The organism is Lentzea miocenica (assembly GCF_033949945.1).
GTDB lineage: Bacteria > Actinomycetota > Actinomycetes > Mycobacteriales > Pseudonocardiaceae > Lentzea > Lentzea miocenica.
This window is the reverse complement of record NZ_JAXAVW010000001.1, coordinates 278,944-291,334: the sequence shown is the minus strand read 5'-3', so window position 1 is coordinate 291,334 and position 12,391 is coordinate 278,944. Positions and strand designations below refer to the sequence as shown.

Annotated in this window: 10 protein-coding genes; 5 read left to right on the top strand and 5 right to left on the bottom strand. The window is 69.3% G+C overall.

Annotated features, from left to right (window positions below; genetic code table 11):
* The first annotated feature begins 4 nt into the window (after nt 1-4).
* A complete protein-coding gene (locus SK803_RS01405) occupies nt 5-1,138 on the top strand; it encodes a mandelate racemase/muconate lactonizing enzyme family protein (protein ID WP_319963844.1) in 1,134 nt (377 codons plus the stop codon).
* Here the strand turns inward: SK803_RS01405 and SK803_RS01400 are convergent.
* The 5 genes from SK803_RS01400 to SK803_RS01380 all read right to left on the bottom strand — a co-directional run bounded on the left by SK803_RS01400 (nt 1,114) and on the right by SK803_RS01380 (nt 5,930).
* Nucleotides 1,114-1,806, bottom strand: coding sequence for a phytanoyl-CoA dioxygenase family protein (locus SK803_RS01400; RefSeq protein WP_319963843.1), 693 nt, complete (start codon nt 1,804-1,806; stop codon nt 1,114-1,116). The genes SK803_RS01405 and SK803_RS01400 overlap by 25 nt on opposite strands.
* 5 nt (nt 1,807-1,811) lie before the next feature.
* Nucleotides 1,812-2,795, bottom strand: a complete 984-nt coding sequence (locus tag SK803_RS01395) for an ABC transporter ATP-binding protein (protein WP_319963842.1) — start codon at nt 2,793-2,795, stop codon at nt 1,812-1,814.
* A complete protein-coding gene (locus SK803_RS01390) occupies nt 2,795-3,616 on the bottom strand; it encodes a carbohydrate ABC transporter permease (RefSeq protein WP_319963841.1) in 822 nt (273 codons plus the stop codon). The genes SK803_RS01395 and SK803_RS01390 overlap by 1 nt, the downstream gene beginning before the upstream one ends.
* A complete protein-coding gene (locus tag SK803_RS01385) occupies nt 3,613-4,479 on the bottom strand; it encodes a carbohydrate ABC transporter permease (protein WP_319963840.1) in 867 nt (288 codons plus the stop codon). The genes SK803_RS01390 and SK803_RS01385 overlap by 4 nt, the downstream gene beginning before the upstream one ends.
* Before the next feature lie 71 nt (nt 4,480-4,550).
* A complete protein-coding gene (locus tag SK803_RS01380) occupies nt 4,551-5,930 on the bottom strand; it encodes an extracellular solute-binding protein (RefSeq protein ID WP_319963839.1) in 1,380 nt (459 codons plus the stop codon).
* Nucleotides 5,931-6,064: 134 nt separating this feature from the next.
* Between SK803_RS01380 and SK803_RS01375 the strand changes: the two genes are divergently transcribed.
* Genes SK803_RS01375 through bla form a run of 4 tightly spaced genes read left to right on the top strand, consistent with a single transcriptional unit; the run spans nt 6,065 to nt 12,388 of the window.
* Nucleotides 6,065-7,180, top strand: a complete 1,116-nt coding sequence (locus SK803_RS01375; RefSeq protein ID WP_319963838.1) for an alpha/beta hydrolase family protein — start codon at nt 6,065-6,067, stop codon at nt 7,178-7,180.
* A gap of 21 nt (nt 7,181-7,201) precedes the next feature.
* The gene (locus SK803_RS01370; RefSeq protein ID WP_319963837.1) at nt 7,202-10,717 is read left to right on the top strand and encodes a BTAD domain-containing putative transcriptional regulator; all 3,516 of its coding nucleotides are present in this window, start codon (nt 7,202-7,204) and stop codon (nt 10,715-10,717) included.
* A 34-nt stretch (nt 10,718-10,751) separates the two neighbouring features.
* Nucleotides 10,752-11,438: a GntR family transcriptional regulator gene (locus tag SK803_RS01365; RefSeq protein ID WP_319963836.1), complete on the top strand. Its 687-nt coding sequence runs from the start codon at nt 10,752-10,754 to the stop codon at nt 11,436-11,438.
* A 56-nt stretch (nt 11,439-11,494) separates the two neighbouring features.
* Complete coding sequence (gene bla / locus SK803_RS01360) at nt 11,495-12,388, top strand: class A beta-lactamase (RefSeq protein ID WP_319963835.1); 894 nt, start codon at nt 11,495-11,497, stop codon at nt 12,386-12,388.
* Nucleotides 12,389-12,391 lie beyond the last annotated feature (3 nt).

The following is a 12,391-nucleotide window of genomic DNA, read 5'->3' as shown; positions in this document are numbered from 1 at the left end:
ACTGATGAAGCTGGACCAGACCATCGACCGAGTGGACGTCCACGCCGTCGCGCTGCCCACGATCCGGTCGTTCGGCGTAGCGGGTGGCAGTGTCGCCGTCGCAGGTCGGCCGAGCATTCGGGTGCTGGTCAAGGTCAGCGCCGATGGCGTGCACGGGTGGGGCGAGGCAACTCCGATCCCCGCCTGGACATATGAGACGGCTGAATCGATTTTCACGACCATCACCCGCTATCTGGCGCCGGCGATCATCGGCCAACCGGTGTGGCAGCTGGACGGCATCAGCCGCGTCTTCGACCGCACGATCAACCGCGGCTTCTCGATCGGCGCGCCGCTGGCCAAGTCCGCCGTGGACGTGGCGCTGCACGACCTGATCGGCCGCGCCTTGGGCGTCTCGCTCGGCACGCTGTGGGGTCAACGACGGCATGAGCGGATCGAGCTGGCGTGGATCGTCTCCGGCCAAACACCCGCCGAGGTGGCCGATTGCGTGCGGGAAGGCATCGACCACGGCTACCGGTCGTTCAAGGTGAAGATCGGGCTGCACGACGAGCGCACCGATCTGAACGTGGTGCGGGCAGTGCGCGAGATCGCGCCCGAGGCACCGCTGTGGGTCGACGCGAACCAGGCCTACACGGTCGACGAGGCGCTGCGGATTGCCCGAAGGCTTGAGGAGTTCGACGTGTTCGCGTTCGAACAACCGCTGCCCGCCAACGATGTTGTGGGCCAACGTCGTCTGCGCGCCGCCTCTCCCCTGCCCGTCGCGCTGGACGAAAGCCTGCGCCACCCCAGCGATCTCGCGACCTTCGTCAAGCTGGACGCGGTCGACGTCGCCGTGGCGAAGGTGCAACGGTCGGGCGGGCTCACGTTGAGCCGCCGGTTGTGCCAGCTCGCCGAGGACTGCGGCGTCAGGCTCCTCGGCTCCGGGCTGACCGACTCGGACATCGGGCTGGCCGCATCGCTGCACCTGTTCTCCGCTCACGGCATCGGTGGACCCGCCGACCTCAACGGGCGCCAGTTCATCTCATCCCCTTACGCCACAGGGATCACCGTCGAGGACGGCAGGGCGCAGGTGCCCACCGGGCCAGGGCTGGGGATCGAAGTGGACGAGGCTGTCGTTCAGGAGCTCTCGATCGAGCTGTAGGTGTTGCCTGCGCGGTCACGGCCGCGCGCCAGGTAGATCCTGTGCTCGCCGGACTTCAGGAACCGGACCGTGGTCGGCATGTACCGCATGGTGTAACCGCAGCGCCGCAACGTGCTGCGGTTCGGCGGACTGCCGTGCACCAGCATGGCCGAGTGGACGCTGCACGCACCGCGCTCCAGCTCCACGTCGACGGCCCGTGCCTCGTCGACCGCCGTTTCCTGGTTGAAGAACGAGTCCTCGTTGCCCTGATGGGCCACGGGCGCGAGGTGGCTGCCGGGAATCACGCGCAGGCAGCCGTTCTCGACGGTCGACGGATCGATCGCCAGCCAGACGGTGATCGCGTCGCCCGCCGGCGAGATGCTGTCGCGCCAGAAGTGCGCGTCCTGGTGCCACGGCACGGGTTTGCCGTCACAGGCGGGTTTGCAGATGAAGTGCGACGAGAACAGCGCGATGTCCGGGCCGATCAGCGACTCGACGAGGTCCAGCACGTCCGGGTCCAGCAGCCACTCGAACAGCGCCGGGTCGGTCAGGTGCGGCACGTCCATGTGTTCGGGCCGCTGACCTTCCGGCAAAGCCGCCAGCTTGGCCTCGAAGTGTGCTGCCAGTGCCTCGAACTTCGCGGGAGCCAGCACGCTGGAGTGCGTCTCGTAGCCGTCGGTCTGGAACATCGGGATCACCTCACGAGTAGGCCGGTCTCCTTGTCATAGCGCAGAACACGTGCGGGCGGGGCGTCCACCGTCACGGTGGTGCCAACTGAAGGCTCGTCGTCCTCGGGCACGATGTAACCGATCTGGTCCTCGCCGCAGTCCAACGTCACCAACGACGTGACGCCGAGATTTTCCACAATGGACACTGAACCGGTGAACAAGCCGTCAGCAGCAGGCGACAGGTACTCGGGCCGAACACCGACAACGACATCCCCGCGCGGCACGAGGTTCATCGGCGTCGACCCGATGAAGTTCGCGACGAACGTGTCCGCCGGCCGCTGGAACACCTCACGCGGCGTCCCGAGCTGCCGGATCTTGCCGGCGTCCATCACCGCGATCCGGTCCGCCAGCGCCAAGGCCTCGGCCTGGTCGTGCGTCACGAACACGGTCGTCAGCTCCAACTCGCGCTGCAGCTTCTTGAGGAAGGTCCGCGCCTCCAGCCGCAACCGGGCGTCCAGATTGGACAACGGCTCGTCCAGCAACAGCACCTCTGCCGACGCGGCGACCGCGCGAGCCAGCGCCGCCCGTTGCTGTTGCCCACCGGAAAGCTGCCCTGGACGCCGATCCAGCAATGCCCCGAGACTCAGCCCGTCGGCCGTCCGCACCGCGGTCTCGTGCTGCACCGACTTCGCGGCACCCCGCACCCGCAACGGATAGGCGATGTTCTCCGCAACGGTCATGTGCGGGAACAACGCGTAGTCCTGGAACACCATCGCGATCCGCCGATCACCAGGCTGCAGCCGCGTGACGTCACGCTCCCCGATCGCCACGGCACCGTCGGAGGCGGCCTCCAGCCCGGCGATCGTGCGCAGCAACGTGGTCTTGCCGCAGCCCGACGGACCGAGCAGGGCGAACAGCTCGCCGTCGGAGATCTCGAGGTCCAGCGCGTCCACCGCCCGCACCCCGTTGGGGTAGACGGTGGAGAGCTCCTCGATCGTGATGCCCGCCATCAGCTCTTGATGCCTCCGTGGAATCGGAACCCGTACCGCTTGCTCACGAACAGGTACAGCACGACCACCGGGATCGAGTACAGCAGCGAGAACACCGGGATCACCGTCAGGTTGGCGCTGCCGCCCTCGTCGTACAGGGTTCGCAGCAGCACGGCCGCCGGCTGCTGGCCAACGTCGCGCATCAGCAGGAACGGCAGCAGGAAGTTGCCCCAGGCGTTGACGAACGCCCACACGAAGATCGTTGCGACACCAGGCCGCGCGACCGGCAGCACGACGTGACCGAGCACCTGCCACGGCGAGGCTCCGAACACCCGTGCCGACTCCTCGTACGAACGCGGCACAGCGTCCATGAAGTCCTTCAGGATGAAGATGGCGGCGGGCAGCATGCCGCCCGCGATCACCAGCGCCGTGCCGAACTGCGAGTTGATCAGGCCGAGCTGCAGCATCATCACGAAGATCGGCACCATCGCGGCCGTGCCCGTCACCACCGACGAGAGCAGCAAGAGCAGGTACAGCAGCAGATCCCGGCCGGGAATCCGCACCCGCGACAACGCATACGCCGCCAGAGCAGCGAGAACCGTCGTCACGACAGTCGCGACCACGCACAGCACCAACGAGTTCACCAGCGACGTCAGCGCGTACGGGTGCTCGAAGGTCGCGGCCACGTTGGCGAACGTCCAGTCCGGCCACCGCAACCCGAGCCCGGGCTTCGAGTCGAACGGCGCCGAGGCCAGCCACAGCATCGGCACCGCGAAGAACGCCAGCACCAGCGTGATCAGCACGTAGAAGCCGATCCGCCGGACCATCCACAGAGGACTCATGCCCGCCTCCGCAAGAGTCTCACATAGACCAGTGCGACAGCGAGGTTTCCGACGAGCAACAGCATCGACATCGCGGACGCGTACCCGAGCTGCCCGCCCTCCAGCGCCTGCCGGTAGATCAGCACCGGCAGCACCTCGGACTGGTGGTTCGGCCCGCCCGCGGTCAGCAGGAACGGCGTGAAGTCGTTGGCCGTCCACAGACTGATCAGCAACGTGTTGGTCAGCACGTGCCCGCGGATGTGCGGGAACACCACGTCCCGCACGGTCTGCCAGCCGGACGCGCCCATCAGCCGCGCGGTCTCGATCTGCGACGGCGGCACGGCGGCCAGCGCCGAGGTGTAGAGCAGCATCGAGAACGCCGTGCCGCGCCACACGTTGAAGATGATCAGGCTGGTCATCGGGTACTGCACCAGCCACGCGGTCTCCGGCGAGCCGAGCAGCAGGCCCAGCGTGCCGGTGTCGCGGCTCAGCACCGCGAACCACAGGTACGCCACGACCGTGCCGGGCAGGATCCACGACAGCAGCACGAAGCCTTCGACGGTCCGGCGCAGCCACGGCCGGACGTTGCGCAACAGCCAGGCCAGCCCGAAGCCCAGCGCGTTCTGCCCGAGCACCGCCGAGAACAGCACGAACAACGCCGTCAGCCACACCGAGTTCGTGAACAACGGATCGCGCACGGCCTCGACCACGTTGTCCAGCCCGACGATCCGCGGGTTGGCCGCCGCGGGGCCGGTGAGCTGGTAGTTCGTGATGCCGATGTAGAGCGTCCAGAGCGCCGGGAAGACCAGGAAGACCCCGATCAGCACCAGCGCCGGCGCAACGAAGCCGAGGGCCCTCCGCACGCCCAGGCCCGAGCTATCCATCCCACCCCCGCCTGCTGTTGTGGCGTGTGCAAGTACTACCAACTGCGCGTTGGTGGTACTTGCACACGCCACTAGCCAACGTTGCCCTCGCCTACGGCTTTGATGAGCGCCGCGCGATAGGCCGTGGCCACCTCGTCCGGGCTCTTGCCCGCCACGACGTCCGCGGTGGCCTGCTGCAGCGCCGCCGACACCTTCGGGTAGTCGGCGAGGCCCGGCCGGTACCGGGTGATCGGCAAGACCTTCTCCGAGATGAACGTCAGCATCGGGTCGCCCTTGAGCACCTCGTCGTTGACGTCCTGGCGCTGGGTGAGCTGCGCGGCGCCCGCCAGCGACTCCTTCACGGCCTCCGCGGAGTTGAGGAACTGCATGAACTCCCACGCCTGCCGCGGGTAGTTGGTGTTCGGGTTGATCACCCGCACGCCACCACCCGACATGCTCACGAAGTCCTGCCCGCCCACACCGGCCTTGGCCTGCTTGGCCGGAACCAACGCCCAGCCCACCGCGGTGTCGCGGTCGGCCATCTTCGCCACGCCGTTCTTGGGCTCCACCACCGAACGCCAGAAGTAGTCGCTCTCCAGCAGGATGCCGATCTTGTTCTCGCCGAACAGCGTGAACGACCGATCGCGCCCCTTGGCCTCCTGCTGCAACACGGGATCGCCGAGCCCACCGCCGTAGACCTTCTGGTACAGCCCCAGAACGTCCTTCAGCTGGGCCGAATCACCTTGCCACTTCCCGTTCTCGTAAATGGGCTTGCCGGCGCCGACCAACGCGGGCAGCACGCCCTGCATGGTCGTGGCCTCGCCCATCGCGGTACCGGCGTTGAGCTGGATCGGCGTCACGCCCGGCAACGTCTTGAGTTTCGCGCCCGCGTCCAGCACGTCCTGCCACGACCTGGGCTGCCAGTCCGCGGGCAGTCCGGCCTGCGCGAACAGCTTCTTGTTGAAGAACAACACACGCCCGTCGGTGCCCATCGGCACGCCGTACCGCTTGCCGTCGAACTCGCCGAGTCCCTGCACGGCCTTGGGAATCTGGTTCCAGCCGTCCCAGTCGGTGTTGCCGACCACGTCGCCAAGAGGCTTGATCTGCCCGGCCTGGGCGAACTCGCCGAGCCAGATGCCGTCGATCTCGATGATGTCGCCACCACCGCCGGTCTTGAGGTCGAGCGCGACCTTGGTCTTGAAGTCCTCGTCGCCGGCGCCGTTCTGCTCGAACTTGATCGTCGCGGTGACGCCCTTGGCCTTCTGCTGCTCGGTGAACTTCGGGATCACCCAGTTCTGGATCCAGTTCGCCCCGCGCGCGTTCTTCCCGCCCGCCGCCGCGTTGGCGACGATCGTCAGCGTGATCTCCTTGGCGTCGGCGTTCTGCGCCTTGTCGCCCTCCTGCGTCTGCCCCAGACAGCCCGCGAGCAGACCGCACACCGCCAGCAACCCGAACATCCTCGTTCGCCGCATCCGTGATCTCCCCACCCAGAGGACCAGCTGGTACGTCAGGTCCCAACATGGCACTCGATCACCTCGCCCACAAGCTCTCAGCGCCCTCTCAGTGGGCGGCTGGAAGGCTGCCGCGCGAAGGGGGTAGATCAACTATGCAGCTCTTGCTGGCGGCCGTCCTGACCGCCTCCACCCTGGTGACACCGCAGCTCACCGGCCCACTGCCGGTCGGCACGTTCGACGCCCACCTCGTCGATTCCACCCGCCTCGACCCGTTCCGACCGGCGAAGAACCGGGAACTGATGGTCACCGTCAGCTACCCGGCCCAGCGCAGGGGCGAGCAGGCGCCGTGGCTCACCCCAGGCCTCGCCACCGCCGCCGACCCGATCATCTCCAGCCCCGCGTTCCTCGACGTTCCGGCTGGGACGGTCGACTGGTCCGGGACGCTCCGGCAGGCCCGGGTGGACGCTCCACCGATCAAGGCCAAGTGGCCGGTTGTGCTGTTCTCGCCGGGGCTTCAGGGTCCGCGCGAGTTCTACGCGACCGCGGCCGACGACCTGGCCGGCCGCGGGTACGTCGTGGTGACGGTGAGCCACACGCACGAGGCGTTGGCCGTGGAGTTCCCCGGTGACCGCATCGAGTACGGCGCGATCGACGGCAGCCCGGAGACGACGAAGAAGGTCATCGACACGCGCGTCGCCGACATGCGGTTCGTGCTCGACAGGCTGCCGAGCCTGCACAGGTGGGCCGACACGAGCCGCGTCGGGATCGCCGGGCATTCGTTCGGCGGTTACACGGCGGGCGAGACGATGGCGCACGATCGCAGGTTCGACGCGGGCGTCAACATCGACGGCGCGATGGAGCACACCGGCGACGGCGGCACCTATGCGCCAGGTGAAGTGGTCGAACGGGGCCTGGACCGGCCGTTCCTGTTGTTCGGCGGTGACCTCGGCGAGCGGGAGCTGTCACACGTCGACACGAGCCTGACCAGGTCGTGGGCCGACTTCTGGCCGAACCAGCGCGGGTGGAAGCGCGACGTGCACCTGGACAACGGCGCGCACTACGGGTTCAGCGACCTGCAGTGGTCGGTGCCGCAGATCGGCGCGGTGAGCCAGGAACGCCGTGTCGGTCTCATTGGGACGATCAACCCGCAGGACGCGCTGAAGGCCCAGCGGGACTACGTGGGCGCGTTCTTCGACCTCCACCTGAAGCACCGGGGCACCACGCTGTTCGACCGGGCACGTCATCCGGGGATCCGCCTGGTGGGCTGATCAGCGGTATGGTCCGAACCAATGGCTGTCGAGTTCAACGTCCTCGGTCCCCTGCAGGTCCGCGTGGACGGCGGGGAACTGCGGATCGGCGGGTTCACCCGCCGGGCCGCGCTGGGGTTCCTGCTGCTCAACGCGGGCCGGGTGGTGTCGATCAGCGAGCTGACCGAGGCGTTGTGGCCGGACGGGCATCCGCCGACGGCGCGCGGGATCCTGCTGAACGTCGTGTCCGCGTTGCGGAAGGCCGGAATCGACCTCGTCACCCGCAAGCCCGGCTACCTGCTGCGCGCGGAACCGGATCGCGTTGACCTGCACCGGTTCCGCGCGGGTCTGGCCAGGGCCGCTACGGCCGCGGGACCTGAGCAACGAGCCGTCTTCCTGCGTGACGCGCTGGCGTTGTGGCGGGGGCCGGTGCTCGCGGACCTCGTGGCGGACGGCGTCGCGTGGCCCGCGCTCGTGGAGATCACGCACCTGCGTGACGTGGCGGTGGAGGACAGGTTCGAGGCCGAGCTGGCGTGCGGCCGGCATCGCGAGGTGATCGCGGAACTCGAAGCGCTGGTGCACGACCACCCGCTCAGAGAACGTTTGCAGGGCCAGCTGATGCTCGCGCTCTACCGTTCAGGACGCCAAGCCGACGCTCTCGCGGCTTTCCGGACGGCCCGCGAACGGTTCGCCGGCGAACTGGGCATCGATCCCGGCCGCGAGCTCGTGGCGCTGGAACAGGCGATCCTCACCCAGGACCCGGCACTCGCGGTGACCGCCGCGCAGGCGATGACCCTGTTGGAGCGCAAGAAGGTCAGCGTGCTCGTCGTGCGGCTGGTGCTGACCGGCGCGGACGAGGCGGCCGACGAGCAGCTGGAAGCCTCGGTCGCCGCGGTGCGCCGGCAGATCGAGGACCTCGGCGGAGTCGTCGTCACCACGCTCGGTTCGACGGTCTGCGCGGCGTTCGGCGCCCCGGTCAACCGGGAGGACGACGCGGCACGGGCGGTGCGCGCGGCGTTCGAGGTCGTGGGCGGTCGTCCGGCCTCGGCCGCGGTGTCCACCGGTCCCGCGCTCGTCACGTCCGGCGACCGCCTCGAGGTCAGCGGCACGGTGCTCGACGCGTGCCTGCGGCTGGTCGCCACGGCGGCCGAGGGCGAGGTCAGGACCTGCTCGACGACCGACCGCGTGCTCGCGCCCACCGGGGACGACGCGCCGTTCGTCGGCCGGTCGACCGAGATGGCGACGCTCTGGGAGGCCTTCGAGCAGGTCGGACGCACGCACCGGCCGAGGCTGATCACGCTGGTCGGCGAGCCGGGCGCGGGCAAGAGCAGGCTGGTGCGGGAGTTCGCCGCGGGCCGCCGGACGCTCACCGGTCGCACGCCGGTGTTCGGGCGCAACGACGTCTTCGCCCCGCTGGCGGAGATCGTCCGGGCGCACGCGCGGATCTTCGACACGGACTCCGCCAAGGTCGTCACCGCCAAGATCCAGGCGATCAGCGACGACCCGTGGCTGGTCACGCAGCTGTCCGCGCTGGTCGGCGTGAGCCCGCAGGGCAGCGACGTGCTGATGGCGTGGACCCGCATGGTCGAGCAGCTCGCGGCGGAACCGCTCACCGTGATCATCGAAGACGTGCACTGGGCCGACGACCTGCTGCTCGACTTCCTGCGCGGGCTCGCTGAGACCGCGGACGACGTGCCGTTGCTGATCCTCGTGACGGCACGGCCGGAGCTGCTGGAACGCCGTCCGTCCTGGAGCGGGGTCGTCGCGCTCGACGCACTGTCCGAAGAGGACACCAGCCTGCTGCTCAAGATGCTGATGACCCGGCACGACGTGGCGGCCGACCTGTCCGCGCTGCTGCAACGCTCGGCGGGCAACCCGTTGTTCGCCGGTGAGTACGTGCGGATGTTGCGAGACGGCGCACCGGACGCCCTCCCGGAGACCGTGCAGACGGTGATCGGCGCGCGGCTGGACTCGTTGCCGCCGTTGGAGAAGGTCGTGCTGCAGGACGCGGCGGTGATCGGCCGGACGGTGTGGCCGGGCGCGGTGGCGGCGGTCGCGGAACGGGACGTCGCCGAGGTCGCACGCTGCCTCGAAGTGCTGCGGCAGCGGGACTTCCTCAAGCGCAGGCCCACCAGCAACGTGGTCGGCGAGGTCGAGTACGCGTTCAGCCACGTGCTGGTGCGCGACGTCGCCTACGACCGGGTTCCGCGCACCACCAAGGCGATGAAGCACTACCACGCGGCCGAATGGGTGCAGGCGCTGCCGCTGGAGCACGTTCCGCTGCTGGCGTACCACTTCCAGGAAGCGGTGTGGCTCGCGGAGGCCGCTGGGCGCCCGTGCGACATCATGGGCCAGAAGGCGCGCTCGGCACTCACCGAGGCCGGACGCAAGGCCACCGCGCTGGCCGCCAGGGACACGGCGATCCGGTGCTACCAGGCCGCACTGGCGGTGTGCCCGCCCGGCCACGCGGACCGGGTCGAGCTGCTGACGTTGCTGGGATCGAGCCTGGCGTGGAACGGCGGTGGCATCGACGAACTGACCGAGGCCGTCTCGCTGCACCTGGCCAGGAAGGACTTCGCGGGCGCCGCGGAGGCCTCCAGGGTGTCGTGGCGGGCCTGCTGGCACCACGGCGACTACGCGGAGGCCGGACGGCACCTGGACCGCACGATCGAGTTCCTGGCGCTGGCCGAGCCGGACGAGCGGGTGTTCACCGTGCAGGCCCATCTCGCACACTCGTTGACGTTGGTGGGCAGGCTGGACGACGCGATCACGGCGGCGCGGGCGGCCCTGACAGGTGCGACCGGCACCGAACGGGCGATCGCGCTGGAGGCGCTCGGGCTCGCGCGGGTCAAGCAGGGCGACCCGGCCGGCGTCGACGACATGCGCCAGGCCGTCACCGAACGGCGCGAAGCCGGTGTCTCACCGAGCCTGTGCCTGTTCAACATGGGCACCGCCCACGCCATGCTCGGCGACGCCCGCGCCCGCCTGGCCGTGCGAGCGGAAGCGCGGGTGGCGGCGCTGCGGCACGGCGACAGCTACACCATCTCGTGGCTCGACTCGTCCCGGTACGTCGAGCTGTTCTGGGACGGCTCCTACGCCGAGGCGCTGGCGAACCTCGACGAGTCGATCGCCGGCTCCCCCGCCCAGTCGTACTTCCACGCCATCCGGGGACGCATCCGGTTGCTGACCGGTGATCTCACCGGGGCCGCCGAGGACGCGGACACCGCACTCGACCTCGCCCGCGGCAAAGGCCAACCCGGCGAACTCCAGCACCCGCTGGCGTTGCGGGCCAGAGTCGCTCTCGCCCGCGGTGAGCCCGTGCACGCGTGGGTCGACGAGCTGCTCACACTGCTGCCAGGACGGCAGATCACCGGGCCGATCGGCGTCAGCCTGCCGATCGTGCTCGCGGCCGCCGGGCACGGGCCGGACAGTCTGGCGGAGGTGTCGTGGTCGCGCTGGCGGGACGCGGCAGTCGCCCATCTCTCCGGGGACCGGGACGAAGCCGTCCGGACGTACCGCGAGATCGGCTCGGTTCCCGACGCCGGCGAGGCACGATGAGTCGCTGGTTATCGGACGGAAATAGCGTCCGGGTGTGTCCGCCATCCCGCGCTACTACCAGGCCAAGACCAGGCTGCTCGACCTGCTGAGCGAGCTGCCCGACAACACCCCGTTCCCGCCGGAACGCGAGCTCGCCGAGCTGTTCGGCATGTCCCGCACCACGATCCGCAAGGCGCTGGACGAGCTCGTGCTGGAAGGCAAGCTCATCCGCAGGGCGGGCAGGCAGGGCACCTCCGTCGCGCCCCGCAAGCAGGTCCACCGGCTGAGCCTCGACGCCCTCGTGCAGGACCTCGCCACCCGCGAGTCGGTGGTGGTGCGCACGATCGGCGCGCAGGACGTGATCAACGTCGAGTCGGTCCTGATCCGCGGGGACGAACCGATCGGCGTGCGATCGACGTACCTGCGCGCCTCCCAGTTCCCCGGCTTCGCCGAGCTCTACGACCGCGGTGCGCCGCTGCGGAAGTTCCTGTCGGACAGGTACCAGATCCGGTTCGGCGAGCTGCACCCGTGGTGCACCACCGCTCTCGCCACCCCACGCCTCGCCGGGATGCTGGAAGTCCGTCCCGCCACCCCGGTTCTGTCGATCGCGTGGATGGCCCACGACCTTCGCGGCGTGCCGGTCGAACGGTCGTGGGTCGTCCTGCGGGGTGATCGCACGCACCTCACGATGCATGCGGCCAGCGTGACACCACCGGTGCTCGCCGGTCGTGCCTTGGGCTAGACCAGGTCGTGGAGGGCGTTCCGCTGCGCAATTCCGAGATCAAATAGCGTGAGAGCGTGACCGCTCGACGCACAGTGCTCAAGACGTTCGCCCTGCTCCCCCTCGCCGGCTGCGCGGCCACCCCCGCCACGCCGACGAGCGCCCCACCTCCGGCGACGACCACGACCAGCGCGGCGCCGATCAGGCACGACGCGCTGGTCGAGTTGGAGAAGAAGTACGACGCACGGCTGGGCGTCTACGCGGCCGGTGTCAACACGATCGAGCACCGGGCGGACGAGCGGTTCGCGTTCTGCTCGACGTTCAAGGGCCTCGCCACGGCCGCGGTCCTGCACCGCAACCCGATGACGCACCTCGACGACGTCGTCACCTACACCGAAGCCGACCTGATGAAGAGCTCGTCCATCACCAAGGACCACGTCGGGACCGGCATGAAGATCCGCGACCTGTGCGACGCCGCGGTCCGCTACAGCGACGGCACGGCCGGCAACCTGCTGCTGCGCGACGTCGGCGGCCCCGCTGAACTCACCAGGTACCTGCGCGAACTCGGCGACAACGAGACCCGGATGGACCGGATCGAGCCCGACATCACCTCGGCCACGCCCGGCGACCCGCGCGACACCGCCACGCCGCGGTCGCTCGGCACGGACTACCAGCGGCTCGTGCTCGGTGACGCTCTCGCGCCCGAGAAGCGCGACTTTCTCAAGGACCTGCTGGAGCGCTCGACCACCGGGGCCAGGCGGATCCGGGCAGGCGTGCCGCAGGGCAGCAGGGTCGCGAACAAGACCGGCACCGGCGACTACGGCACGGCCAACGACATCGCCGTCGTGTGGCCGCCCGGCCGGGAGCCGATCCTGATCGCGATCATGTCGAGCAAGGCGTCCGCGGACGCGAAGTACGACGAGGCGCTCATCGCCGAAGCGGCCGCTTACGTCGTGAAAACCCTCATCTGACCC

Excerpts from the sequence above, each read along its gene's own strand:
- SK803_RS01380 (WP_319963839.1), bottom strand. The coding sequence starts at position 5,930 with ATGCGGCGAACGAGGATGTTCGGGTTGCTGGCGGTGTGCGGTCTGCTC.
- SK803_RS01405 (WP_319963844.1), top strand. The coding sequence starts at position 5 with ATGAAGCTGGACCAGACCATCGACCGAGTGGACGTCCACGCCGTCGCG.
- SK803_RS01390 (WP_319963841.1), bottom strand. The coding sequence starts at position 3,616 with ATGAGTCCTCTGTGGATGGTCCGGCGGATCGGCTTCTACGTGCTGATC.
- SK803_RS01385 (WP_319963840.1), bottom strand. The coding sequence starts at position 4,479 with ATGGATAGCTCGGGCCTGGGCGTGCGGAGGGCCCTCGGCTTCGTTGCG.
- SK803_RS01400 (WP_319963843.1), bottom strand. The coding sequence starts at position 1,806 with ATGTTCCAGACCGACGGCTACGAGACGCACTCCAGCGTGCTGGCTCCC.
- SK803_RS01375 (WP_319963838.1), top strand. The coding sequence starts at position 6,065 with ATGCAGCTCTTGCTGGCGGCCGTCCTGACCGCCTCCACCCTGGTGACA.
- SK803_RS01370 (WP_319963837.1), top strand. The coding sequence starts at position 7,202 with ATGGCTGTCGAGTTCAACGTCCTCGGTCCCCTGCAGGTCCGCGTGGAC.
- SK803_RS01395 (WP_319963842.1), bottom strand. The coding sequence starts at position 2,795 with ATGGCGGGCATCACGATCGAGGAGCTCTCCACCGTCTACCCCAACGGG.